Below are 25,310 nucleotides of genomic sequence, written 5' to 3'. Positions count from 1 at the left end.
GGGCGTCTCCTCCCGCTATCGCTATCTCTGTCCCGATACGTCCTCCGCTCTTATGGAAGGTCCTACACGCGTCTGGGGCGCTCCCCGAACTGACGGTGCGGCGCCGCTGATCTCGCCCGAAGACTGGGAAGAGATCGACCGGATATTTGATCAGGTGCTGGATGCGCCGGCCTCGGAGCGCGCCGCCCTCCTGGATACGGCTTGCGAGGGCCGGCCGCTGATCCGTCGACAGATCGAACTGCTGCTCGCGGCCAGCGTCGAGGCGCAGCAGGAAGACTTCCTCGCGCCGCTACCGCACCAGCTCGACGGCGGCATGATCCGGCAATTCGTCGGCGAGGAGCAGCTCCGCGCCGGCGAACGCGTCGGCGTCTATGAAATCGTCCGCCCGATCGGAAAAGGCGGCATGGGCGTCGTTTATCTGGCCGAACGCCCGTTCGGACGCTTCAAGAAGCCCGTCGCGCTCAAGGTCGTGAAGCGCGGGATGGATACGGACGACATCCTCGAGCGCTTCCGGTTCGAACGCCAGATCCTCGCCGGCCTCGAACACGCCAATATCGCGCGCCTCCTCGACGGCGGCGTGACGGACGACGGGCTCCCGTATTTCGTGATGGAATACGTGGAGGGCAAGCCGATCGACCAGTATTGCGACGAGAAGAAGCTCGGCATCCGCCAGCGGATCGCGCTCTTCAAGGCGGTGTGCGATGCCGTCCAGTATGCCCACCGCAACCTCGTCGTCCATCGCGACCTCAAGCCCGGCAACGTCCTCGTCAGCGCCGACGGCGAGGTGAAGCTGCTCGACTTCGGCATCGCGAAACTGGTGGATCCCGAGTCGCCGAACGCGACCGTCCCCATCACCGACGCATCGAACCGGCGCATGACGCCGGAATACGCGGCCCCCGAACAGGTTCGCGGCGAATCCGCCACCACGGCGACGGACGTCTACGCCCTCGGCGTCATCCTGTATGAACTCCTGTCCGGCCGCCGGCCCTACCGGTTCAAGACCCGGCTGCTGACCGAGATCGAGGAGAAGATTTGCCAGGAAGTGCCCGGCCGGCCCAGCACGGCCGTCCTCCGCGCCGAAGGCGAGGAGACGCCGGACGAGATCGGCAAGCAGCGTAGCGCCACACCGGAAAAATTACGCAAGGAACTCGCCGGCGACCTCGATGCCATCACGATGATGGCCCTCAAGAAAGAGCCCGAGCTGCGCTACGCCTCGGCCGGCGAGCTGGCCCGCGACCTCGGGCGCTACATGGACCGCCGGCCCGTCCGCGCCGCCCGGGACTCGGCGACCTACCGCCTCCAGAAGTTCGTCGAACGCTACCGCACGACCGTCCTCGTCGCCGCGCTCGGGGTGTTTGTCCTCCTGGCCGGCGCCGGCACGACGTGGTGGCAATCCTACCAGAAGCGCCAGGAGGCGCAGCGGGTTCAGGACGAGGTGCGGGGTAAAAACGCGACGATCGGGTTCATCAACCGCATCTTCGACAAGGTCGACCCGGACCGCCCGCAGGGGCTCACGTTCTCTGCGACCGAACTGATTCGAGCCGGTCTCGAGGAGATCGAATCGCTCGACGGGCTCCCCGTGATCCAGGCCGATCTCATGAACCAGATCGGAAAGATCAGCGTCAACGCCGGCCTCGTTTCGCTCGCGGATTCCCTCCATCAAGCCGCCTATGCCATCCAGGAGCGCGTCCTTGGACCCGACGATCCCGCGTTGTCGATCACGTTGACGCGTCAGGGTGATGTATATGAGGCGATGGGAGACGCCGCCCGGGCCGAGGACTTCTATCTTCGCGCGATCGCGCTCAATCCCGACAACAGCGTCGCGCACAACAACCTCGGGCGCCTTTATCTGACGATCGGGCGGAATGACGAGGGCGGCGCACAACTCGAGAAAGCGATCGATCTCGAGCCCCAGAACCTGATGTATCGCCGCAATCTGGGTTCCTATTATTACAATACCCTGCAATGGGATAAAGCCAAGGAAGTATATCTGCAGACCGCAGCGGTAGATTCCTTTTATCTCGCCTACGCCAATCTCGCGACCATCTATTATTTCGACAAGGATTATGCGCAGGCGGCCCGCTGGTACCGTGCATCCATCCAGCTGAATCCGAATGACTACCGCATCTGGGGATATTACGGGAATGCGCTGTACTGGCGAGACGAAGCCGGACGAGCCGAGGCGGTGCCTGCGCTCCGCGAGGGAATTCGCCTGGCGGAAGAGCGGCTCTCCGCGCTCCAGAGCAGGGATCCCGAGGTGCTGGCTCAGATCTCGACGTTCTACGCCCTGCTCGGGGACAAAACGAATGCGTTTCGCTACGTGGACGCAGCGGCGGGCGAACAACCGGAAGATCCCTATCTTTGGTACGATCTGGCGTCGGCGCTGGAGACGGTCGGAGAACGCCAGGCCGCCATCCGCATGTTGCGCACGGCGATCGAGAAAGGGATTCCGGCAGAAAGCATCACGGATGATCCCGGTATGGCATCGCTACGAGACGATCCGGAATGGCTGGCCCGCTGACCGGATGGATGCCTGCAAAAAAGGGCGCACGATATGGATGAATACCTTCAGTCTACTGCATTTATCCGGACCCACTTTATCCCACTAAACATTGATCCCCATGGAAGAATCTAACATGCACGGCGTCCTTGAGATTATTCTTTTTCTTTTATGGCTTGTATTGATCTGGCTTTTCTGGTCGCGACGCAAGAAGGAAACGGGCGGTGGCGGCGATACGCCGCGGCCTCCGGCCGGCACCAAGCAGGTGTCGATCGGACTCGACGCGAATAGCGGCCGCTGGCAGATTCAGAACGCGGCGGGAGGCGGCCTGGCCCCGCCGATCGTCGCGCGACCGGGCGATGTGGTGACCTGGACGAATCCCACCTCGGCGCAAATCGATATCCAGTTTCCGAAGGATTCGCTCTTCGAGCTGGGCGGCGCGCCCAATGCCGGCGGAGAGCCCATCGATGGCTTCGTCGTCGTGGTACCGGCCGGCGCGACGCTCCGCCTGCCGGTGTCGCGCAAGGCGCTGCACGGGACGTACGAATATGCGTTCTGGGTGCGGGAAGCCGGCAGCGCGACAGGTTATGCCGTGGGAGGCTCGCCCCCGCGCATCATCATCGAAAAAGCCTGAACCTGGATCCTGTAACGGATCGGACACCGGGCGTCCTGTGGGGCGCCCGGTTTTTTTATTCCTCGTTGGGCGCCGGCGGATCGCCGAACGCCTTCTTGATCCGAGATAGAATGGAGCGGGTGTTCGGCAGCGGTTTTAGAAAACCGGGCGGGACATCGTCCTCGATACCTTCGAGTAAGATGTTGAGCCGCTGGCGGAGCGCCGGCTTGTCTTCGCAGATGCGGTCGAGGTAGGCCTGCCGGGCGGGGGTGGGGAGGTTGAGCGCCTGTTCGAGATAGGCGTCGATGTCGCCGGCGTCCTCGTTCGTTGGGGGCGGTTCCGATGCGGCGAACCAGGGAAAACGAATCGTATGCCGGTCCAGCCGAGGACGCGCATATCCCGGCAAATGGATCGTTTGCTGAACGGTCATGTGTTCGGCTGAGGCTGATTGAGTGGTTGTACTGCGTGGCGGGCTATAGGATGGTGCGCAGTTCCTCGCCCAAACCCGACACGGTCTCAGCCGTGGATGCCGTTCCTAGAGCGCGATTTCACGCGCGCGGCGCAGCTTCTCGTCCTTTTTTTCCTTCACGTAGTGGCGCCAGCGCCCAAATACGTAGGTGCCCATCGCGAGGTCGTACCCGATGCAGACGAACACGTACCAGCTGGGCACAAAGGTGGCGATGCGCCCCGTCTCATGGAGGATGTCCCACACGGCGTGCCCGATCATGCCGGCGGCGATGACCGCCAGCGACGTGCCGTAGCCGAAGACGGCGATGTTGCCGTAAAGCAGGAGTCCCCACATCTCCGGCCCCACGCGCTGTCCCGTCCATAACGCGATGAACACATACAGGAGGGGCAAGAGCAGGAGCAACAGCGTAAACTTGGTCTTCTCCGTGAAATTGCGGATGGCCCGGAGAAGCGGTAGCGTGAAGAGGGCCAGGAGGACGCCGGCCAGCATCTGAATAAACGACAACATAGTTCAGAACCGTTGGTTGGCGCCGGTGTGCGTCTCGTTATTGCTGCCGGCTGGGATCGGGAGGCCGTATGGTGGGCTTGTCGGTAGTGTCGAACCGGATCGGTACGCCGCTGAGCTCGTCGCCGAGCGCCTGCTGTGCGTGGATCGCGAGCGAGTCGTCCTGGCAGAGCACCTGGATCCAGGCGTCCTCGCTCGTGCCGGCGATGCCGACGCTGACGACGCCAGGAATGGCAAAGGCGCGGGCGTCGATGTCGCTCGCCTTGCGGATGGCGGCGACTTCGGCGGCCGTGTACGTGGGACGTTCGGCGCGCGCATCGGGTTGCGAAACCGATGTCTCGCCGGTCTTGCAGCCGGAGGACAGCACAACGCAGAGGGATAGCGTCCCTGCAATGAGCGCCGCCGGCAGGTGTCGGATGGACGGTTTCATGCGGATAAGTTCAAGGTTTGGTGTTCAAGGTTCAAGGGGGCGTGCCGATCGGGCCTTGAACTTGGAACGTCGAACCTGGAACGTCCGGCGCGAAGCGCGCCGGTTTTCGGCATGTACGCTGTATCGGTCGGTATGTTTTGTTTCACGTCGCCCCCTGGCCAGGCCCGCCGGCACGCCGCATCAGGCGGGCGCCGGCGACGACGATGACGATCGTCAGGGCCATGAGCAGCAACGCGATCGGGCGATCGAAAAAACTCGTCAGGTCCCAGCGCGATTTGATGGCGCTGACCATGAAGTTCTGCTCCAGAATCGGGCCGAGCACCATCCCGAGGACGACCTGCGCCAGCGGAAATCCGCCGCGCCGCAGCGCGAACGCCACGGCGCCCATCGTCGCCATCACCCACACGTCGAACGGGTTGTTGTTGATCGCGAAGGCGCCGACCACGCAGAGGATGGCGATGATGCCGAGCAGCTGGTTGAACGGCGCGCGCACGACGACATCGGCAAGCCGGCCCGTCAGATAGCCGTAGAGCGGGAGCAGGACGATGTTCGAGACCATAAAGGTCAGATAGAGCGTCCAGACGAGCGACATGTTCTGCTCGAAGAGGAGGGGACCGGGGGTGATGCCTTTCATCAGGAAGACGCCGAGCACGATCGCCGTCACGGTGTCGCCGGGCAGGCCGAGCGACAGCGCGGGAATCCAGGCGCTGGCGACGGCGGCGTTGTTGCTGCTCGTGCCGGCGAGCACGATGCGATCGGTTTCGTCCTCATCCTGTCCCTGCCGCATCTTCTGCACGCTGGTCGCCACCCACGAGCCGATGTCGGCGCCGGCGCCGGGCAGGAATCCGACCACCACGCCGAGCAGCGACGACCGCGCGACCAGCCAGCGCTCGCGCAGGATGAGCCGCAACGGCCGCCCGTAAAAGGCGGATGCCGTGTCGCCGTCGCCGGCGGACGCGATCGCGGCGGGCGCGGCCTGCTTGCGGTAGAGATGCTCGAGGACTTCCGAAAACCCGAACAGCCCGATCATCACGACGATGTAGTTGAGCCCGCCCAGCATATCCGGATGTCCGAAATCGAACCGGGGGAAGCCGAGCGTGGGGTCGATCCCGATCGACGCGAAAAAAAGCCCGATGAGCAGGGAGACGGCGCCTTTGATCGGCCGGCCGCCCGACGCAAAAATGCCGGCCGTGAGCCCCAGCACCGCGATCCAGAAATATTCGAACGACGAGAAGTTGCGCGCCAGGGCGGCGATGCTGGTCGCGAAGAAGATCAACAGCACCGTCCCGATCACCCCGCCCACCGCCGAGCCGAGCGCGCTCAGACCCAGGCTGTAGAGCGTGCCCTTCCGGCGGGCGAGGCCGTAGAGCTCGTCGACATAGGCGGCGCTCGCCGGCGTCCCCGGAATGCGCGCGATGGTCGATCCTACGTCGCCGGCGAAAATGGCGACGGATGAGATGGCGATGATGGCCGGCAGCGCGATGATCGGGTCGAGGAAAAACGCGATCGGGATAAACAGGGCGACGGCCAGCGTGGCCGTCAGCCCGGGGATGGCGCCGAAGAGCGAGCCGTAGAGGCCGCCGAGGAGCAACGCGAGGAGTCCTTGCCAGGAGAAGAGGGACATGGCGGTTTACAGCGGGACGCCCAGCAGACGGGTGAAGAGCAGGTAGACGACGCCGGCCGCCACCGCGGACGAAACGACCAGCGGCAGCCAGCGCGCGCCCAGCATCAGCCCGATCGCCAGCGCCAGCAGCGCGGCCACCGGCACGAAGCCCAGCAGGCCCTGCAGCCAGGGAAAGGCGACGACGAGGAGCAGTCCCGCGACGAAACGGCCGCGGCCGGCCCACCCGGCCGGCTCGACGTCGGGCCCCTCGGCCGGTCCGGGCTTCCAGAGCAGCAGGAGGCCGCACAGCACGAGGCCGGCGGCGACGAGCCGGGGGAACAGCGCGGGTCCGGGATGCCCGCCCTCGAGTTCGGGGAATGTGCCGGCGTACCAGCCGATCCAGCCGCCCAGCGCGAGGGCGACGAGGCCGGGCACGCGACGAAGCCAGGCGGACCGCGTCATGGGCTCGAAGCGCCGCCCGCGCCGAGGAGTTCGCCGTTGATCCGGTCCTGGGCCTCCAGGAACGCATCGAAGGCGTCTCCCGTGAGGAAACGCAGGTTGAAGCCGGCCCGTTTGAGCGGCTCGGTGTAGGCGGGGTCGTTGGCGGCGGCCGTGACGGCCTGCCGCAGCTTCGCGGCCACGGCGTCCGGCAGGCCGGCCGGCGCGCCGATCGACACCCAGCCGCCGAGGCTCCAGTCGATGCCCTGCTCCTTGAGGGTGGGGACATCCGGGAAGGCTTCGAGCCGCTCATCGGCCATCACGGCCAGCACCTTCACCTGGTTGGCGCGGTACATCGCTTCGGCTTCCGCCAGCGCGATGGTGACCACGTGTACGCCGCCGGCGAGGAGTTCCTGCAGGGCCGGCGCGGCGCCCTGGCTCGGCACCCACGGCATGGCCGATTCCGGCAGGCCGGCGGCCTTGAGAAAGCCCATCCGCGCCAGATCCCAGATGCCGCCCTTCGACGTGCCCGACGCCAGATACGTCCCGGGATTCGCCTCGAGGGCATCGAGCAACTCTTGCAGCGTATTCCAGGGCGCATCCGCCCGCACGGTGATCGCGGCCGGGTTATCCATCAGCAGCGCGATCGGGGTGTAGTCGCGGTAGGTCAACTCGGTGAGGCCGGCCCAGTGCATCATGGTGATTTCGACCGTCACCGCCCCGACCGTATAGCCGTCCGGGCGCGCCTGAGCGATGGCCAGATGCCCCACCACGCCGCCCCCGCCCGTCCGGTTCACCACGTTCATCGAGGCCCCGATACCGCCCTGCATCACGGCCGCGAGGGCGCGGGACACGGTATCGGTGCCGCCGCCCGGGTTCCAGGGTACGAGGTAGCTGATCGGCCGGCTCGGGTAGGTATCCTGCCGCTGGCCGCCGGGCTGGCAGCCGGAGAGGAAAACGATCAGCAACAGGGTAAGCGTACGCAACATGGACTTCGGGGATGGGGATGCGGGATGCTCGGTGCGGGATCCTCGATGGGGAGTGTGCATCGCATCCCGACTCAGGCATCCCCCACGACTATTCTGGAAAACGCATTTTCAGTATACTGCAAAACACACGGAATCCCGCACGAAAATACGGGTTGTTCGCTACCCCCGCCAATGCCTACCACGCTCTCCGTACCGGTTCTCGACGCCCGCAGGCTCGTTCTCGTCGTTCTGGGTTTTTTGCTCGGCTTGCCGGCCTCCGGGCAAACGCCGCTGTACGAGGCCGAAGAGCTCTTCGCACCGCAGCCCGCGCACGTGCACGGGTCGACGATCGTGGCGCTGCCCGGCGGGCAATTCCTGGCGGCCTGGTTTCAAGGGAGCGGCGAGCGCCAGGCCGACGACGTGGCGATCATGGGCGCGCGGTTCGATCCCGACACCGGGTGGAGCACCCCGTTCCTCATGGCGGATACGCCGGACTTTCCGGACATCAACCCGGTGCTCTTCAGGGATCCGCGCGGCCGCGTCTGGCTCGTGTGGTACACCGTCATCGCCGGCCAGTGGGAGACGTCGCTGCTCAAATACCGCATCTGCGACGACCCGGGAACGAACGGGGCGCCCGATTGGGACTGGCAGGATGTGATTCTCGTGCGGCCCGGCGACCCTGCCGGCTACGGCATCCAGCCCGGCGACCGGTTTGTTCGGGCCATCCGCGAAAAGGGCGCCGCCTATGCGGCGTATCTGCGCAGCGGGGGCGTCGACCCGGCGGAATGGCTGGCGCATGTCGCGCAGATCGACTCCCTGGCCACGGGCCGGAACTGGATCCGCGCGGGGCGGCTCTACGATGCGGAGGGCGGCTTCACCACGCAACCGCTCGGCTACCCGTATTTCCGCCGGATGGGCTGGCAGACGCGCAACAAGCCGCTCGTCCTGGACGACGGCCGCATCCTGCTCCCGCTGTATTCCGACGGCTTCGACCTGTCGATCGTCGCCATCACCGACGACCTCGGCGCGCACTGGTCGTTCAGCGAGCCGCTGGTGGGCGACGGCAACATCCAGCCGGCGATCCTCGCGCGCGACGACGGCACCCTGGTCGCCTACATGCGCGACAACGGCGGGCCGCCGAAACGGCTCCACGTCAGCGAATCGGCGGATCGCGGCATGACGTGGTCGCCCGTCACCGACAGCGAACTGCCCAATCCCGGCGCCGCGGCCGACGCCGTCGAACTCGCCAACGGGCACTGGGCCGTCATCTACAACGACGTCGAGGAAGGACGATCCAGCCTGGCCGTTTCCATCTCGGACGACGAGGGGCGCACCTGGAAGTGGACGCGCCACCTCGAACGCGACGACCGCCCCGAAGGCGCGCGGCGGAGTCATTACCCGGCCATCATCCAGACGGCGGACGGATCCCTCCATGCCATCTACACCCACCAGTACACCGGCGCCAACCCGGCCCGCACCATCAAACATGCCCGATTCAACGAGGCCTGGATTCGCCAGGGCGATACCCCTTAGTCTGATCGCGCTGCTTGCGCTGCCCCTCGCCGCGCCGGCCCAGACCTCCTACACCAACACCGCCGGCATGACCATGGTCGCGGTCGACGCCGGCACGTTTCTGATGGGGAGCGACGAGGGCGACCTCGACGAGGCGCCCGTACATCTCGTCATGATCGGGCAGTCCTTTTTTATGAGCGCCCACGAGGTGACGAACGCGCAGTATGAGCAGTTCGACCCGCAGCATCGCGCGCTGCGCGGCAAGCTCGGCTTCTCGACCGGGGACGACGAAGCCGTGGTGTTCGTCGACTGGCACCAGGCCGTTGCGTTTACCGAGTGGCTTTCGGAGAAGGAGAACCGCACCTACCGCCTCCCGACCGAGGCCGAGTGGGAATACGCCGCCCGCGCCGGCACGCGGACGCCGTATTTCACGGGCGACAGGCTGCCGGCTTCGATGCTGAAAAATGCGCGGGAAAGCTGGTATCCGGATCCCGAGCGTGCCGTCCCGGGCGATGTCGTCTCCCTCCGCGTAGGCCAGACGCCGCCGAACGCCTGGGGGCTGTACGACCTGCACGGCAATGTCGAGGAGTGGACGCTCGACTGGTACGGGCCGTATGAGGCGGATGGGCAGAAAGACCCGGTCGGCCGGTCCGACGGCGACTTCAAGGTGACCCGCGGCGGCAGCCACTCGACCACGCCCGAATACCTCCGCTCGGCCAACCGGATGGGCACCCTGCCGGAGGACGCGAGCTGGCTCATCGGGTTCAGGGTCGTGCAGGCGGACGCGCCGGCCACCACGCCGCTGCCGGCGCCGCCGGTCACGGCGTTGCACCAGCGCGACGTCAGCCAGGAGCGGCGTGCGGTGCGCCAGCCGGCATCCCGGACGCCCTATTTCGCCGAGCCGCGCCGCTATGTGGTTCTCGATCCGACGGAAAAAGGACCGTTCTTTTACCACAACCATCAGGACGCCATCACGGAAATGCCCAACGGCGACCTCCTGGCGATCTGGTACACGACGAAGTCGGAGGCCGGCCGCTATCTCGCGCAGGCGGCGAGCCGGCTTCGCTACGGCGCCGACGCCTGGGAGCCGGCGTCGATCTTCTGGGATGCGCCCGACCGGAACGACCACGGCAACGCCCTGTGGTGGGATGGCGACCGCACCATCTATCACGTGTCCGGTCTCTCCGCCGCGGCCACCTGGGGTAACCTCGCCATGCTCGTGCGGACCTCGACCGACAATGGCGCGTCCTGGTCGAAGGCGCGGATCGTGCATCCCGAACACGGGCTGCGCAATCAGGTCATCGCATCGATGGGCCGGCTGCGCGACGGCCGCATCTTCGTCACGGCCGACGCCGTGACCGGTGGAAACGGCGGGACGTCCTTCCACGTCAGTGCGGACGGCGGGCAGACGTGGACAGACGCCGGCGGCACGATCGCCGGCATCCATGCTTCGGCGGTGGGGCTCGAGGACGGACGCGTGCTGGCCTTCGGCCGCGGCGACGCCATCGACGGCCGCATGCCGAAGAGCATATCCTCCGACGGGGGCGCGACCTGGCGATCGACAGCCAGCGCGTTCGACCCGCTGTCGAGCACCCAGCGTCTCGTGCTCCTCCGCCTCGCCGAGGGGCCGCTCTTTCTCGCTTCGTTTGCCGATAACATGACGTTCACGGACGATCGGGGAGGGACCTACACCGGCTCGGGGATTTTTGGGGCCCTATCGTACGACGAGGGCGAAACGTGGCCCGTTCGCAAGCTGATCACGGCAGCCAATGCCCCGGCGTGGCGGGAAACGGCCCGGAGCCGGCCTTTCGTCATGAGCGCGCACACGGCCGAGCCGCGCGGCTACATGGCCGGCACGCAGGCGATGGACGGCACCATCCATCTCATCAGCACGGTGTACCATTACGCCTTCAACCAGGCCTGGCTCGAGACGCCCGCCGCGCCCAGCGCCGTGCCCCCCCTCGCGCCTCGCGGCGACCTCGCCGCGTCGTTTTCGCCGAACGAGGGCGTCTGGCGGTACGCCGGCCTCGGGGCGATGCCGGGCGATGCCGCACGACGGGACGGGGCCGGCCTGCTGCTGGAGGTGCCGGCCAGCGGCGAGGCGCGCTGGGCGATGGACCTCCGCGAGCCGACGCCGGTCGGCTCGACCGTGGAGATGACCGTTCAGGTGCAGGCAGCGGGCGCGCGCCGGCGTGGGGTCGAATGGGTCTACCGCCCGGTGTCGCACCCCGGCATGCAGTATCATCTCGCGATCACCCCCGATGGCGTATACAGCGACGACAGCTACGCGCTGGAACCCCTGGCGCTGGGCCTCGACAACGGAAGCGCCCCGCATACCTATCGCATCGGGGTCGCCGCGTCGGGGCTGGTGCACGTGTATCGCGACGGCCAGGAACTCGGCCGGTATTCACTGGCCCCTATCGATGAAGACGAGGGGCCGACGACGCCCGGCCTGCAGTGGGGCGGCGGAGCCGGCGTGCGAGCCCGCATCGATGCCATCCGTTTCGACCCCCGCGGCCCGTTTGCGCCGGCGCCGTAGCGTTCTTCCTTAAGAGATTACTCAAAACCCCCGCCTCCGTCATCCCCGACCCCGATCGGGGATCCATACGAGGCGTTAGGGTTGCATAAAATCGCGCCAGGAACCGCAAATGAGGTATTCTTGGGCCTTCCATGGATCCCCGATCAGGTCGGGGATGACGGTACGGAGCGGGTGGCGACGCGACGGAACGGGTGGCGGCGCGACGGCATGGAGTAACGGCGTGGACCTAACGGCCGGCGGGGCGCTCGTTTTTCAGGTAGTTGAGCGCCAACCCCTTGTTGCGCAACGCCTCCATATCCTCGGGGTTGATCTGCAGGGCGTTTTCGCTGGCCTGCAGCGCTTCGCGGTAGCGGCGCAGACGCATGAGGATGCTGCTTTTTTTGGTCCAGGCGCCGGAATGGGTCTGGTTGAGTTCGAGCACGCGTTCGTAGGCGACGTACGCTTCGGGGTATCGCTTAACGTGCTCCAGCGCGATCCCTTTGTTGAACCAGGCGTCGACGTCGTTCGGATGCTGATGCAGCACGCTGTCGTAGGTGGCGATGGCCTCGTCGAACAGCTTGAGCTTGGTCAGCGCGATTCCCTTGTTATAGGCGGCTTCCACGTCGTCCGGGTTGAGGCGCAGCGCGATGTTATAGGCATCCACAGCCTCGCTGAAGAGCCCCATGTTCGTGAGCGCGTTGCCCTTGTTGTAGGACGCGTCCCCATAGGTGGGGTCGAGCGCGAGGGCGCGGTCGTAGGCGGCGACGGCATCCCGATAGCGCCCCATGTGGTTGAGGGCGATACCGTTATTGTACCATACATCCACCGAAAGCGGGTCGAGCGCGAGGGCGCGGTCGTTCGCCTTCATGGCTTCCTGATACCGGCCCAGTTTGATGAGGGCGATGCCTTTGTGGTACCAGATCTGCGGGGAGGCCGGGCTCAACGCGAGCGCCCGGTCGTACGCCTCGATGGCCTGGATGTAGCGCCCCACCTGCGCCAGCGCGATGCCTTTGTTATACCACGAACTGGGGTCTTCCGGGTTGAGCACGAGGGCGCGGACGAACGCCGCCATCGCCTTGTCCATCTGGCCGAGTTGGAGGAGGGCGTTGCCCTTGTTGTTCCACGCGCCGGCGTCGTTCGGGTCCAGCTCCAGCGCCGTGTTGTACGCCTCGACCGCCTCGTCATAGTGGCCGAGATGCTTCAGCGCGATGCCCTTGTTGTTCCAGGCGCCCGGGTCGTTCGGCGCGAGCGACAGCACCCGGTTGTAGGCGTCGACGGCTTCCTGGTACAGGTTGATCGTCATGTAGGCGTTGCCCAGATTGTACCAGGAATCCAGGTCGGAATGATCCAGGTCGACGGCCCGCAGGTACGCCTCGACGGCCTCCGCGAAACGCTCCAGCGCGATGAGCGCATGCCCGCGGTTTTGCCACGCGACGGAGTTCTGTTCGATGGCCAGCGACTGCTCGCAGGCGTCGAGCGCTTCTTCGTACCGCCCGAGATGATTGAGGGCGATCGCCTTGTTGTACCACGCCGCCACATCCTGCTTGCTGAGCGTCAGCGTCTCGTCGTAGGCGGCGACGGCCTGTTCGTGCCGGCCCAGCGCCATCAGCGCGTTGCCCTTGTGGTACTGCGCGCCGGCATCGCCCGGGTCGATCGCGAGGACCCGGTCGTAGGCGGCTACCGCCTGTTCGTACCGCCCGATCTTGCCCAGCGCGATGCCCTTGTTGTACAGGGCCGTCGTATTGTTGGCATTGATGGCGAGCGCCCGGTCGCACACCTCGAGCACCTCCTCGTATTTGCCGAGCTGCGTCAGCGAATAGCTGGCGTTGATCAGCTCGCCGGCCTTGAGGTCGTAGTTGCTGAAATCCAGCTGCGCCTGCTTGCCGGCCACGCGCTCGTACCATGCCGCGCATTGATGCACGACTTCGTCCCACCCGCGCGGCCGTTCGTGGGCCGACTTGGACAGGCACTGGAGCACGAACGCCTCGAGGTCGTGCGGGATCGCGGGGTTGAGGACGCGCGGCGGCACCGGCTTCTGGTAGAGATGGACTTCCTGCCACTCATCGATCGTCTTCGCGGGGAAGAGCCGGTGGCCGGTGACCATCTCGTACAGGATGCACCCGAACGCGTAGATGTCGGTCTGCGCCGTGACGTCGAGCCGAAGCCATTGCTCCGGAGCCATGTATGCCGGCGTGCCGCTGCGTGCGTCGTTGGCGTAGACGAGGCCGAAATCCGCCACCAGCGCCCGTCGCTGCTCGTCGATCAGCACGTTGCCGGGCTTGAGGTCGCGATGCACCAGGCCGCCAACCTTGCGGGTGGCGTGCTGGAGCGCCTGGGAGATCTGGAGCGCGAGGTCGACCCCCACCGGCAGCGTCAGCTGCGGGTGGCCCAGCCAGGAACGCAGGTCGTTCCCCATGCCCTCCTGGCCGCGGATGTATTCGGTGATGACGAAAGGCTGGCCGTCGTAGATGTCCACCAGAAAGGCGCGGACGATAAACGGGTGTTTTTCGATGCGCACCCAGACGGAGGCTTCCTCCACGAACATGCGTTGCATTTCGTGGATATGCGCGAACCGCTGCTGGAGCGTCTTGAGCGCGCGCGGCATCTTCTCGACTTCGTCGAAGGTGGCGTAGATCACGCCCATCGAGCCGCGGTGGATGTCGAGCACGGTGTAGCGGTCGCCTATCCGGTCGCCGATCCGGTACCGTTCGGGGCGCTGCGGGGTGCGCGGCTGGTCGATCTGGGAAAGATGGATCGATTGATACCCCGATTCCTCGACCGCCTCGTCGTACGACTCATCCACCGGAAGATTCGCCCACGCATTCTGATGCGCATAGGATATGCCGGAGCGCTCCGCCGGCCTTACGGTGTACGGTGCCTTCCCTCCGGCATGTGATTCACTGTAATCCATGAGGCACAAACGGCGAATTCCTTCTTCAGTATCACCCGAAGACGAGGCAATCACCACCTACTGAACGATGGGCGAAACAAATACCTGCCATGGCGTGGGCCACAGAGGATAGCGCGATGTGGGTCGACCAGTGGGCTGAAAACCCCCAGCCTATGATATCCCAAACTGGCCACTTCGTCAAGCAGATTTGGACATTAACCATAGCGAGCGGTTCTACCCACTGTTCCGAAGCACCGGCGTAATCTACCGATCCGTTTGGCGCACGAATGTGGGGGGATTCCCCATTTTAGACGGCAACGCGCTCACAGGCCCGGGCGAGCCGGCCCAGCGCGTCGTCGATTTCGGAGGCGGTGATCAGCAACGAAGGGCCGATTCGGATAACATGATTGTTGAGCCCCCCGAGGCCGATCAGCAGCCGCTCCGATTTGGCCGCGTGGAGCAGCGCCTGGGCCCGTTCGGGGTCCGGCTGTTTGCTCTCGCGGTCGACGACCAGTTCGAGGGCCTGCATCAGCCCCATGCCGCGGACCTCCCCGATCCACGGGTAGCGCTCCGCGAGGGCATCGAGCCCGGCGCGCAGCTGCCGGCCTCGCGCCTCGGCCCGCGCGGGCACGTTCTCGCGCACCATCACGTCCAGCGTCGTCTCTGCCGCGGCCATCGCGACCGGGTTGCCGCCGAACGTCGAAATCATCTTTTTCTCCCAGGCCGCGGCCACGTCGGCGCGCGCGATCACGGCGCCCACCGGGAATCCGTTCGCGATGCCCTTCGCCATGATCATGATGTCGGGCTCGACATCCCAGTGCTCGATGCCGAACCAGTGCTGGCCCGTGCGGCCGAAGCCGGTCTGCACCTCGTCGCAAATGAAGAGGCCGCCATAGCTGCGGACGATCTCGGCGGCGCGCTGGAAGTACCCCGGCGGCGGGACGATGAAGCCGCCCACGCCCAGGATGGTCTCCGCCAGCAGGGCCGCCGGCCGGCCGTTTGTGGCCGTCTGGATGATGTTCTCGATGTCGTCGGCGAACCGTGCGGCGTTCAGTTCGGGGTCATCCCCGAACGGGCTCCGGTACGGATAGGGAGCGAGCGCGTGTTTGATGCCCGGGACGGCGCTCGAGAGCGGGCGCCAGGGGGCGTGGGCCGTCAAGTTCGTCGCCAGCACGCTGTTGCCCGAGTAGCCGAGCCGGAGCGCGATGATCTCGTCGCGCCCGGTATACATCCGCGCCACCATGACGGCGGCATCGATCGCGGCGGTGCCGCTGTTCAGGAAGAGCGACCGCTGCAGCCGGCCCGGGGCGAGGTCCGCCAGCCGTTTGGCCACCTGGATCTGCTGCTCGGTGACGTACAGCGTGGAGGTGTGCCCCAGGACGCCGACCTGCTCGCGAACGCGCTCGACGACTTCCGGATGGCAGTGCCCGAGCGAGGTCGACAGGATGCCGGCGAACAGATCCAGAAAGGGGGTGTCGTGCTCATCGTAGACCCACACGCCCTCCGCCCGCTTGAGCACCAGCGGCTCGTTGTAATAGGGGCGCACGCACGGGAACAGGTAGGTCCGCTGCTCGCCGGCCAGCGTGTCCTCCTCCTCCCGGAACGGCAGATCGTAATCCATCGAGAATGACGTCATGGGCTCGCATACGATTGGTTGACGCTACGCGGATGTACGACTCAGTGTGTCCGGAAAGGTTCACGGCGGATCAATCGGACACGCCCTCCCCGGATTCGATGCCATCGATGGGCAGGGAAATGCTGAAGACGCTCCCCGAGCCGGGGCTCGTGCTGATCGTGATGTGCCCGCCGAGGAGGTCTACCAGCCGCTTCGTCACGGTCAGCCCGAGCCCCGTGCCGGCGTGCGACCGGCTCAGGCCCTGGCTCCCCTGCGTGAACGGGGTGAACAGCAGCGGCAACATCGGTTTGGCGATGCCGGGGCCCGTGTCGGCGACATCGACGCAGAAACGGTCGCCCTCAGGCCGGACCCGGACGCGCACCTCGCCTTCGTCGGTGAACTTGATCGCGTTGTCGACCAGGTTGCCGATCACCTTGCAGAGCAACGCGGGGTCGCTCACCACCCGAACGGGCGCAGCCACCTCGGGCCCCAGCAGCGCGATGCCTTTTCGGGCGGCGAAGGTCGTGTACGGCGCCAGGGCCTCCCGGACGACGTCGTTGAGGTCGACGTCCGCCGGCTGGACCGTGTGCGCCGCGGCCTCGAATTCCACGAGCTCGAGCACGTTCGACAACGTCGCGTGCATGCGCTGGCTGTCCCGGATAATCATCTCGGTGAGTTCGCGCTGCTCGGTGTCGACGGCGTCCCTCAGGATTTGCGCTGCCGCGAGGATGCCTGTGAGCGGCGTGCGAAACTCGTGGCTCACGTTGTCGAGGAGCGCGGCCTGCATCCGGTCCGCCCGCGCGGCATTCACCCGCGCCAGGCGCCGGGCGTGCTGGAGCATGCGCTGCTCCGTCATCAGGTCGAGGCGCAGCGTGCTCGGAAGGAGATGCGGCCGGAGCCGCGACACGGTAAGGACGACGCTGAGGGTACTCAACGCGCCGAGAAACGCGACCGCCAGGAGAAAGGCGGCCAGCGCTGCGGGCGAAGGAGAAGGAAGTGGAAGCATGGTTCGGCACTACCTGGCAGAAACGCCCCCGTAAGGGGACAACGCGTTCCTGGTTCGGGAATAATTGGCGTCGTTGAGAGGATAACGACGCGCTATAGTGCCATAATCAAAGAGCGTACCCGGTGGGCCGGACGAGCCTCAGACGCGTGCGTGGCAGTTCAGGCAGGTGGGGAAGTCAAACGCATAGCCATTTTTTCCGCGGTGCTCGTTGTCCATCCGCGTCTGCGTATGCTGATGGCAGGCGCCTTCGCAACTGAAGTACGGGTAATTGTTGGCCTGCAGATGGCACGTCTGGCAGTTGTTCGACCATCGGCCTCTATGCTTTCCGGAATAGATGCGGAAGTAGAGCCCGTCGTGATCGAAGGCGGACGTGTCGTCCCAATCGGTGGTATTGTGACACTCGAGGCAGGTGGTCGGGAAGCCGGAGCCGGCATGGTTGGCGTTGTAATCCGGCTGATGGCAGGTGATGCAATCCTCATTGTCCGACGGATTGAACAGCGGCGTGAGATCCGGCAGGCTATGGCAATTCTCGCAGGCCAGTTTGTTGTGTGCTCCGACGAGTGCGAAGCCGTTCGACGCGGCGACGTGGTCGAAGTCCGCGCCCTCCCAGGTGGTCGTGCCGTGGCAGTTGAGGCAGGTGGTGGGGAATCCACTGCCGGCGTGGTTGGCGTTGTAGTCGGGCTGATGGCAGGTGATGCAGTCCTGGTCGCCGGCGGGGTTGAAGAGCGGCGTGAGGTCCGGCAGGCTGTGGCAGCTCTCGCATTGCAGCGTTTCATGCGCGCCGAGCAGTGCGAACCCATCCGATGCCAGGACGTGGTCGAAGGCGGCCCCGTCCCAGGAGTCCGGGCTGTGGCAATCCACGCAGGTCGTGGGGAATCCGGTATTGGCGTGGTGGTCGTCGTAATCCTCCTGATGGCAGGAATAACAGTCCTGGTCGTTGCGGGCGGAAAAAATCGGGGTGAGATCGGGCGAGCGGTGGCACGCGGCGCAGGCCAGGGCGTCGTGCGCGCCGAGGAGGGAGAAGCCGTTGGAGGCGATCGCATGTTCGAAGACAGCGCCCTGCCAGCCTACCGCGTTATGGCAGGTTTCGCATTCGGTGGGGAAGCCGGCCGCGACGTGGTCGATGCTCCGGGCGCCGTCGTAATCCTCCTGGTGGCAGGACGCGCACTCGGTCTCGATGGCGGTGAACGCGCCGCCGGTGTCGTTGGTGTGGCAGCTCGTGCAGTTCAGCTGGGCGTGGGTGCCGGTGAGCGGGAAGCTGGTCCGCGTGTGGATGGCGATGCCCTCCACATCCTGGAAGAGGGTGGTATTGTGGCAATCGACGCAGGCCTCGAGGTAGGCGCCCTGGTGGACATCGACATGGCAGGTGGCGCATTCGGTCGCGGCGACGGCCGGCTCGTCGAAGCGGAGGTCGATATGGCACGACGCGCAGGCGACCCGGTTATGGCTGCCCGTCAGCGGGAAGCCGGTCTGCATGCTGTGCGAGAAGGCGAGCGGCTCGCGCAGCGGCGTCCAGCCCTCCGTCTTGTGGCAGGCGTCGCAGCCCACGCCGATGGTAAGGTCGCCGTGCGGACTCGTGCCCTGCGGCGTCACCTGCGCGCGCAGCGGCATGGCGACGAGAAGTCCTGCAAACAGCAACAGAATGGATCTCATGGGATTGCTCCTGGAGCCGGGGCGGTCATGCCGTGCACCGTCGGCACGGCCTAGCTCACCAGCGGCTGGCCAAACTTCGTGTCAATCTTGATGCCGAGGTCTTTCAGCATGCCCGTGGGCAGGGTGCCGCCGATCATAATGAAGAGGTAGTCGTTGGCGAGCCGCTGCTCGTGGCCGGCGCTGTCCTTCACGAACACCGCGCCGGTCTCGATCTTGGTGACCTGCGATTCGGGCAGGAAGTGGACCTGCCGCCGCGCGATGGCCTCCTCGATCCGCGAGGCATTGTCCGGCTTGATGCGGGAAAACGAATCGCGGCGATAGCTGAGATGGACCGTGTTGCCCGGCTGCTGCGCGAGCGCGCAGGCGGCCTCGATGGCGCTGTCGCCGCCGCCTACCACGAGCACCTTGTTTTGCTGGAAGTGGTCGGGGTCGAGCAGCGAATAGGCCACGCGGGGGCTGTCTTCGCCCGGGACGTCCAGCTTGCGCGGCACGCCGCGCCGGCCGATCGCCAGGATCACGCGCTGGGCCAGGTAGGTTTCGCCCGATGTCTTCACTTCAAACCAGCCCTGGGGCGTCTTGTGCACGTTTTCGAGCGTGACGCCGGTCGCGATGTGTTCGCGGACGCCGGTTTTTTCGACGATCTCGCTCCAGAGCCCGATGAGATCTTCCTTGATGATGCTCTTGAAGTCGAGCTTGCCGTATCCCGGCACGTCGAGCGGGAACGTCATCACGAGCTTCTTGCGGGGGTAGTAGCGGACGGTGCCGCCGATGTCTTCTTTCTCGATCGTCCGGAAGCGGAGCCCCTGATGCTGGCAATGCAGCGATGCCGCCAGGCCGGCGGGGCCGCAGCCCACGATCAGGACGTCGTAGACCGACGGGTTGTTGAGCTGGTCGGCCTGCGACTTGATCCAGGAGATGCACTGGCGCGACTGCTCGAAGGCGTTGCGGATCAATCCCATCCCCCCGAGTTCGCCGAGGATGAAGAGCCCCTGGATGTTCGTTTCGAAGTTCTCCTTGATGCGGGGGATGTCCACGCCGCGTTTTGAGGTCCCGATCACCAGCTGGATCGCGTCCACCGGGCACGCCCGCTCGCAGAGGCCATGCCCCACGCAATGCGTCGGGTTGATGGTCAGGGCGGTGCCGCTCAGGAGCCCCAGGACGTCCTTCTCCGGGCACACGGCCATGCAGTTGCCGGTGCAGATGCAGGCGGACGGGTTGATGACCGGATGCAGGGTGTCCGGCTCCTCCGCGCCCATCTCCATGGCTTTGCTGTAGACGGCCTCGGCGTGTTTCTCCCGCTGGATGTGGGTGATCAGATAGGGCACCACAAAAACGAAGATCAACCCGATGGCGACCAGCCAGATGACGAACGTCTCGACCTGTAAACCCATTCCTTATTTTGACTGCTTCGATGATACGCCGGCGATCAGAATCGAATCTGAAGGCTCGTCTGCCCCGACACGCTGCTGAGGTACCGGCTCTGCTGGAAGCTCACCCGGGCGTTCCAGAAGAACGCCTTGCTGAGCGGCAGCGAGGTTGAAAAGGAGACCCGGTGCACGTCGATGGCGCTGTCCTGGTTGGTCGTCGTCGTGCGGTAAAACGCGTATTCGACGCGGCCGTTGCCCGACCCAAAGCTCCGCATGAGGCCAGCCGAGGCATAAAGCGCCTCGCCGAAACTCGACGACCAGAGGCTGGCGTTCGCGCTGATCGAGATGTTGAGCGGCTGGATGAACGGGGTGTTCGCGTACATCAGGATGCTGCGGCTGTCGTACGCGCCTTCGGTGTACCGGTTGGAATATTCGCCGCCGATGGAGCCCTCGCCACGGCGCAGGTTGAAGCCGACGCCGATCTGATCCCGCCGCGTCGAGATCGGGCTGACGGTGCTGTACATGCGATAGGGCTGCCGCAGGTAGTAGCGGCTCCGCACCTGGAGCTGGTCGGTGACTTTATAGCGCGAGTCGAGCTGGAAGAGGGTCACCACCATGTTCTGGGTGAGCGGGTCCTGATCGATCTGGATATCCTGGTCGACCGACAGCTTCTTCCAGTCGAATTCCTGGGTGAACTCGCCGAACTTGTGGTCGAGATACAGCGCGGTCGGGTGGACCTCGTGGTACGAGGCCGCCACGCGGTACGTGAACGGCTTGCCGGATGGCGTGCGGTACTGCGCGAAGCCGGAGATCCGGGGGAAATCGGTCGTAAACCCTTCGTTCGAGCGCTCCGGCATGAAGCCGACGGTGACGCCCACGCCGGCCTTCCGCGAACCCAGCAGGAAGCTGCCGCCGTCCCAGTAGCCGCCGTGCGGGGTGAAGTTGTTGTAGAAGCGCCCGAACTGCATCTCGCCGAACGAGAGGGACTTCTGCAGGTTCAGCTGATACGCCCGGACCGACCGCTCGGGCACCAGCGACGAACTCGACGAGCTGCGGTATTCAGACCGCACGTTGGCCTGGATACGTGCATTCGACGGCAGGTTGCGCACGGTGGCATTCACGTTGATCGACGGCGTGGCGAACTGCCGGCTCACCGGCGCCAGGTCCGTGTTGAGCGACTGGGTCTCGGAGCTGAGCATGCTCATACTCAACATGATGCGGCCGTCGACGCGCACCCGCCGGCTGTCCCTCCGCGGGGGCGTCGGTTTTTTGATCGTCCGCGTGACGGGTTGCGGCGTCGCCTCGGCCACCGGCGGGGGCGCCTCGGCCGGCGCGCCCTCGCCCGGCTGCGCCGAGCGGGTGAACGTGACGTCGATCTTCATCCCGCGCGTCAGCGGAAAGGACTGCGATACGAATCCCAGGATGGATTGGCGGCTCGATGTGCTGATCACGACCATGCGGCCCAGCATGCGCCCCGCGGCCAGAATCTGTAGCGTGTCCGCCGGCTGTACGCCGTCGGCACGGCCCACGTTGATGTAGGCGTTGTCGCCGGCGATATGGGTTATCGTCGCCGTGAGGGTCGTATCCTGAGCGAACACGCTGGCCACGCCTGCCTGTACACAGAGCAGTAGAAGGAGGAGCTTTCTGAAACGCATGGGTATCGGATTCAGGACGTTCGTCAGTTGCCGTTCGGATGGCAGTTCAGACAGAGCGGGAAGTCGAATGCGTAGCCGTTTTTCCCCTTGTGCTCGTTATCCATCCTGGTCTTCGTGTGCTCGTGGCATGCGCCCTCGCAGCTGAAGTAGGCGTAGTTGGTCGGCTGGAGGTGGCAGGTCTGGCAATTATTCGACCATCTGTTATTGTGCCGCCCCGAATAGATCGGGAAGTACAGGTCGTCGTGGTCGAATGTGGCGCCGCTCCACGTGTTCGTATTGTGGCAGTCGAGACAGGTGTCCGGGAAGCCCGTGCCCGTGTGCTCGTTGTTGTAGTCCTGCTGGTGGCAGGTGATGCAATCCTGATCGTTGCTGGGGTTGAACAGCGGGGTCAGATCGGGCAAACTGTGGCAGTTTTCACAGGCGAGCGCATCGTGGGCCCCGAGGAGCCGGAAGCCGTCGGCGTTGGCCGCATGGTCGAAATTGGCATCGTCCCAGGTGTTGGTGTTGTGGCAATTCAGACACGTGGTCGGGAAGCCCGAGCCGGCGTGGTTGTCGTTGTAATCCGCCTGGTGACAGGTGATGCAGTCCTGGTCGTTGGCCGGGTTGAACAGCGGGGTCAGATCGGGCAGGCTGTGGCAATTCTCGCACGCCAGCGCGTCGTGGGCGCCGAGGAGCCGGAAGCCGTCGGCGTTGGCCGCATGGTCGAACTCCGCGTTCTCCCACGTGGTCGTGTTGTGGCAGTTGAGGCACGTGGTCGGGAAGCCCGAGCCGGCGTGGTTGGTGTTGTAGTCCGGCTGATGGCAGGTGATGCAGTCCTGATCGTTGGCCGGGTTGAACAGCGGGGTCAGATCGGGCAGACTGTGGCAGTTTTCACACGCCAGCGCGTCGTGCGCGCCGAGGAGGTCGAAGCCGTTGGAGGCGGTAACGTGGTCGAAGTCCGCGCCATCCCACGACATCGTGCCATGACACGTGAGGCAGGTCGTGGGGAAGCCCGAGCCGGCGTGTTCGTCGTTGTAATCCTGCTGGTGGCAGGTGATGCAGTCCTGATCGTTGGCCGGGTTGAACAGCGGGGTGAGATCGGGCAGACTGTGGCAGTTTTCACACGCCAGCGCGTCGTGTGCGCCGATGAGGTCGAAGCCGTTGGAGGCGGTGACGTGGTCGAAGTCCGCGCCATCCCACGACATCGTGCCATGACACGTGAGGCAGGTGGTGGGGAATCCCACCGGCGTGTTCGTCGTTGTAATCCTGCTGGTGGCGGTGATGCAGTCTGATCGTTGGCCGGGTTGAACAGCGGGTGAATCGAACTGTGGCACACACGCCAGCGCGTCGTGGCGCCGATGAGGTCGAAGCCGTTGGAGGCGGTGACGTGGTCGAAGTCGCCATCCACGACATCGTGCCATGACACGTGAGGCAGTGGTGGGGAATCCGGAGCCGGCGTGTTCGTCGTTGTAATCCTGCTGGTGGCAGGTGATGCAGTCCTGATCGTTGGCCGGGTTGAACAGCGGCGTGAGATCGGGCAGGCTGTGGCAGTTGTCGCACGACAGGGCGTCGTGGGCGCCGAGGAGGTCGAAGCCGTTGGACGCCGTCACGTGGTCGAAGTCGGCGTTGTCCCACGTGTTGATGTTGTGGCACTCCAGACACGTGGTGGGGAATCCGGAGCCGGCGTGGTTGTCGTTGTAGTCGGGCTGATGGCAGGTGATGCAATCCTGGTCGCTGCTCGGCGTAAAGAGCGGCGTGAGATCGGGCATGCTGTGGCAGTTCTCGCACGCCAGGGCGTCGTGGGCGCCGAGGAGGTCGAAGCCGTTGGACGCCGTCACGTGGTCGAAGTCGGCGCCGTCCCACGAGGTCGTGTTGTGACAGGTGAGGCAGGTGGTGGGGAATCCGGAGCCGGCGTGTTCGTCGTTGTAGTCCTGCTGGTGGCAGGTGATACAGTCCTGATCGTTGGCCGGGTTGAAGAGCGGCGTGAGATCGGGCAGGCTGTGGCAGTTGTCGCACGACAGGACGTCGTGGGCGCCGAGGAGGTCGAAGCCGTTGGACGCCGTCACGTGGTCGAAGTCGGCCCCGCTCCAGGTCTGGGTGCCGTGGCAGTTGAGGCAGGTGGTCGGGAAGCCCGAGCCGGCGTGTTCGTCGTTGTAGTCCTGCTGGTGGCAGGTGATGCAGTCCTGATCGTTGGCCGGGTTGAAGAGCGGCGTGAGATCGGGCATGCTATGGCAGTTTTCGCACGCCAGGGCGTCGTGGGCGCCGAGGAGGTCGAAGCCGTTGGAGGCGGTGACGTGGTCGAAGTCGGCCCCGCTCCAGGTCTGGGTGCCGTGGCAGTTGAGGCAGGTGGTCGGGAAGCCCGAGCCGGCGTGTTCGTCGTTGTAGTCCTGCTGGTGGCAGGTGATGCAGTCCTGATCGTTGGCCGGGTTGAAGAGCGGCGCGAGATCGGGCATGCTGTGGCAGTTCTCGCAGGCGAGGGCATCGTGGGCGCCGAGGAGGTCGAAGCCGTTGGAGGCGGTGACGTGGTCGAAGTCGGCGCCGTCCCACGAGGTGGTGTTGTGGCAGTTCAGGCAGGTGGTGGGGAAACCGGAGCCGGCGTGTTCGTCGTTGTAGTCTTGCTGGTGGCAGGTGATGCAATCCTGGTCGTTGCTGGGGTTGAACAGCGGCGTGAGGTCCGGCAGGCTGTGGCAGGTTTCACAGGCGAGGGTTTCATGGGCGCCGAGGAGCGCGAAGCCGTCGGATGCGGCGATGTGGTCGAACACCGCGCCATCCCACGTTTCGGTGTTGTGGCATTCGAGACAGGTGGTGGGGAAACCGGAGCCGGCGTGGTTGTCGTCGTAATCGGGCTGATGGCAGGAGATACAGTCCTGGTCGTTCTGCGCGGTAAAGATGGGGCTGAGATCGGGCGAACGGTGGCAGGCCGAACAGGGCTGCTGTTCGTGGGCGCCGAGGAGCGCGAACCCGTTCGACGCGAGGATATGGTCGAACAGCGTCCCCTGCCAGCGGATGGTGTTGTGGCAGGTTTCGCATTCGAGCGGGAAGCCGGCCGCGACGTGGTCGACGCTCCGGGCATCCTCATAGTCGGGCTCGTGACAGGTGACGCAGGCCGTCTCGAGCGGGGTGAAGGCGCCGCCGACATCGTCGGTGTGGCAGCTCACGCAGGTGAGCTGGGCGTGCGTGCCGGTGAGCGGAAAGCTCGTGCGCGCATGGACGCTGATGCCCTCCACGTCGGCGAAAAGGGTGGTGTTATGGCAGTCGACGCAGGTTTCCGAATAGGCGCCCTGGTGGACGTCGACGTGGCAGGTCGCGCACTCCGTGGCCGTGGTGTGCGGCTCGTCGAAACGCAAATCGATGTGGCACGACGCGCATGCGACGCGCTGGTGGCTCCCCGTGAGCGGGAAACCGGTCTGCATGCTGTGCGAGAACGCCATCGCCTCCTTCAGCGGCGTCCAGCCCTCGGTCCGGTGGCAGGCATTGCAGTCGGTGCCGATGGAAATCGTCCCGTGCGGGCTCGTTCCCTGCTGGGCGAGCGCCGACGTGCCGGCCAGGGTGAGCAGCCAGAACGTCAGAAGTGCGATGCGTCTCATACG

At 65.5% G+C, this 25,310-nt stretch carries 17 protein-coding genes; 4 read left to right on the top strand and 13 right to left on the bottom strand.

Annotated elements, in window-relative coordinates:
• Positions 1–52 precede the first annotated feature (52 nt).
• Both R2834_03170 and R2834_03165 read left to right on the top strand, forming a co-directional pair.
• The gene (locus R2834_03170; protein MEZ4699307.1) at positions 53–2,521 is read left to right on the top strand and encodes a protein kinase; all 2,469 of its coding nucleotides are present in this window, start codon (positions 53–55) and stop codon (positions 2,519–2,521) included.
• A 100-nt stretch (positions 2,522–2,621) separates the two neighbouring features.
• A complete protein-coding gene (locus tag R2834_03165; GenBank protein MEZ4699306.1) occupies positions 2,622–3,134 on the top strand; it encodes a hypothetical protein in 513 nt (170 codons plus the stop codon).
• A 55-nt stretch (positions 3,135–3,189) separates the two neighbouring features.
• Here R2834_03165 and R2834_03160 read toward each other — a convergent pair whose 3' ends face one another.
• The 6 genes from R2834_03160 to R2834_03135 form a co-directional block, all read right to left on the bottom strand.
• Entirely contained in the window at positions 3,190–3,543 is a 354-nt protein-coding gene (locus R2834_03160; protein ID MEZ4699305.1) for a hypothetical protein, read from the bottom strand.
• 105 nt (positions 3,544–3,648) lie between these two features.
• Positions 3,649–4,089, bottom strand: a complete 441-nt coding sequence (locus R2834_03155; GenBank protein ID MEZ4699304.1) for a hypothetical protein — start codon at positions 4,087–4,089, stop codon at positions 3,649–3,651.
• A gap of 37 nt (positions 4,090–4,126) precedes the next feature.
• Positions 4,127–4,516 carry a hypothetical protein gene (locus R2834_03150; protein ID MEZ4699303.1) on the bottom strand — a complete coding sequence of 130 codons (390 nt, stop codon included), beginning with the start codon at positions 4,514–4,516 and terminating at the stop codon, positions 4,127–4,129.
• 142 nt (positions 4,517–4,658) lie between these two features.
• Entirely contained in the window at positions 4,659–6,140 is a 1,482-nt protein-coding gene (locus tag R2834_03145) for a tripartite tricarboxylate transporter permease (protein MEZ4699302.1), read from the bottom strand.
• Between the two features lie 6 nt (positions 6,141–6,146).
• Positions 6,147–6,581, bottom strand: a complete 435-nt coding sequence (locus R2834_03140; protein MEZ4699301.1) for a tripartite tricarboxylate transporter TctB family protein — start codon at positions 6,579–6,581, stop codon at positions 6,147–6,149.
• A complete protein-coding gene (locus R2834_03135; GenBank protein MEZ4699300.1) occupies positions 6,578–7,546 on the bottom strand; it encodes a tripartite tricarboxylate transporter substrate binding protein in 969 nt (322 codons plus the stop codon). The genes R2834_03140 and R2834_03135 overlap by 4 nt, the downstream gene beginning before the upstream one ends.
• A 171-nt stretch (positions 7,547–7,717) precedes the next feature.
• Here R2834_03135 and R2834_03130 point away from each other — a divergent pair, with 171 nt between their 5' ends.
• A complete protein-coding gene (locus R2834_03130) occupies positions 7,718–9,058 on the top strand; it encodes a sialidase family protein (protein ID MEZ4699299.1) in 1,341 nt (446 codons plus the stop codon).
• The gene (locus tag R2834_03125) at positions 9,012–11,576 is read left to right on the top strand and encodes an SUMF1/EgtB/PvdO family nonheme iron enzyme (GenBank protein MEZ4699298.1); all 2,565 of its coding nucleotides are present in this window, start codon (positions 9,012–9,014) and stop codon (positions 11,574–11,576) included. The genes R2834_03130 and R2834_03125 overlap by 47 nt, the downstream gene beginning before the upstream one ends.
• A gap of 226 nt (positions 11,577–11,802) precedes the next feature.
• Here the strand turns inward: R2834_03125 and R2834_03120 are convergent, their stop codons facing one another.
• The 7 genes from R2834_03120 to R2834_03090 form a co-directional block, all read right to left on the bottom strand.
• Positions 11,803–14,466: a tetratricopeptide repeat protein gene (locus R2834_03120; protein ID MEZ4699297.1), complete on the bottom strand. Its 2,664-nt coding sequence runs from the start codon at positions 14,464–14,466 to the stop codon at positions 11,803–11,805.
• Between the two features lie 286 nt (positions 14,467–14,752).
• Complete coding sequence (locus R2834_03115; GenBank protein ID MEZ4699296.1) at positions 14,753–16,081, bottom strand: aspartate aminotransferase family protein; 1,329 nt, start codon at positions 16,079–16,081, stop codon at positions 14,753–14,755.
• 70 nt (positions 16,082–16,151) lie between these two features.
• Positions 16,152–17,066, bottom strand: a complete 915-nt coding sequence (locus tag R2834_03110) for a HAMP domain-containing sensor histidine kinase (protein MEZ4699295.1) — start codon at positions 17,064–17,066, stop codon at positions 16,152–16,154.
• 138 nt (positions 17,067–17,204) lie between these two features.
• The gene (locus R2834_03105) at positions 17,205–18,719 is read right to left on the bottom strand and encodes a cytochrome c3 family protein (GenBank protein ID MEZ4699294.1); all 1,515 of its coding nucleotides are present in this window, start codon (positions 18,717–18,719) and stop codon (positions 17,205–17,207) included.
• Positions 18,720–18,769: 50 nt separating this feature from the next.
• Complete coding sequence (locus R2834_03100) at positions 18,770–20,110, bottom strand: NAD(P)-binding domain-containing protein (protein ID MEZ4699293.1); 1,341 nt, start codon at positions 20,108–20,110, stop codon at positions 18,770–18,772.
• Between the two features lie 35 nt (positions 20,111–20,145).
• A complete protein-coding gene (locus R2834_03095) occupies positions 20,146–21,741 on the bottom strand; it encodes a hypothetical protein (protein ID MEZ4699292.1) in 1,596 nt (531 codons plus the stop codon).
• A 23-nt stretch (positions 21,742–21,764) separates the two neighbouring features.
• Positions 21,765–25,307 (bottom strand): hypothetical protein, encoded by a 3,543-nt coding sequence (locus tag R2834_03090; GenBank protein MEZ4699291.1) that lies wholly within the window; start codon positions 25,305–25,307, stop codon positions 21,765–21,767.
• Positions 25,308–25,310: the final 3 nt, after the last annotated feature.

It is taken from the genome of Rhodothermales bacterium, assembly GCA_041391505.1.
In the GTDB taxonomy this organism is placed as follows: Bacteria; Bacteroidota; Rhodothermia; order Rhodothermales; family JAHQVL01; genus JAWKNW01.
Note: the sequence above shows the minus strand (reverse complement) of the source record. Positions and strands in the feature narration are given on the sequence as shown.

Bases quoted from the DNA above. Each gene is read 5' to 3' on its own strand.
- R2834_03170 (MEZ4699307.1), top strand. From the start codon at position 53: ATGGAAGGTCCTACACGCGTCTGGGGCGCTCCCCGAACTGACGGTGCG.
- R2834_03165 (MEZ4699306.1), top strand. From the start codon at position 2,622: ATGGAAGAATCTAACATGCACGGCGTCCTTGAGATTATTCTTTTTCTT.
- R2834_03160 (MEZ4699305.1), bottom strand. From the start codon at position 3,543: ATGACCGTTCAGCAAACGATCCATTTGCCGGGATATGCGCGTCCTCGG.
- R2834_03155 (MEZ4699304.1), bottom strand. From the start codon at position 4,089: ATGTTGTCGTTTATTCAGATGCTGGCCGGCGTCCTCCTGGCCCTCTTC.
- R2834_03150 (MEZ4699303.1), bottom strand. From the start codon at position 4,516: ATGAAACCGTCCATCCGACACCTGCCGGCGGCGCTCATTGCAGGGACG.
- R2834_03145 (MEZ4699302.1), bottom strand. From the start codon at position 6,140: ATGTCCCTCTTCTCCTGGCAAGGACTCCTCGCGTTGCTCCTCGGCGGC.
- R2834_03140 (MEZ4699301.1), bottom strand. From the start codon at position 6,581: ATGACGCGGTCCGCCTGGCTTCGTCGCGTGCCCGGCCTCGTCGCCCTC.
- R2834_03135 (MEZ4699300.1), bottom strand. From the start codon at position 7,546: ATGTTGCGTACGCTTACCCTGTTGCTGATCGTTTTCCTCTCCGGCTGC.
- R2834_03130 (MEZ4699299.1), top strand. From the start codon at position 7,718: ATGCCTACCACGCTCTCCGTACCGGTTCTCGACGCCCGCAGGCTCGTT.
- R2834_03125 (MEZ4699298.1), top strand. From the start codon at position 9,012: ATGCCCGATTCAACGAGGCCTGGATTCGCCAGGGCGATACCCCTTAGT.
- R2834_03120 (MEZ4699297.1), bottom strand. From the start codon at position 14,466: ATGGATTACAGTGAATCACATGCCGGAGGGAAGGCACCGTACACCGTA.
- R2834_03115 (MEZ4699296.1), bottom strand. From the start codon at position 16,081: ATGACGTCATTCTCGATGGATTACGATCTGCCGTTCCGGGAGGAGGAG.
- R2834_03110 (MEZ4699295.1), bottom strand. From the start codon at position 17,066: ATGCTTCCACTTCCTTCTCCTTCGCCCGCAGCGCTGGCCGCCTTTCTC.
- R2834_03105 (MEZ4699294.1), bottom strand. From the start codon at position 18,719: ATGAGATCCATTCTGTTGCTGTTTGCAGGACTTCTCGTCGCCATGCCG.
- R2834_03100 (MEZ4699293.1), bottom strand. From the start codon at position 20,110: ATGGGTTTACAGGTCGAGACGTTCGTCATCTGGCTGGTCGCCATCGGG.
- R2834_03095 (MEZ4699292.1), bottom strand. From the start codon at position 21,741: ATGCGTTTCAGAAAGCTCCTCCTTCTACTGCTCTGTGTACAGGCAGGC.
- R2834_03090 (MEZ4699291.1), bottom strand. From the start codon at position 25,307: ATGAGACGCATCGCACTTCTGACGTTCTGGCTGCTCACCCTGGCCGGC.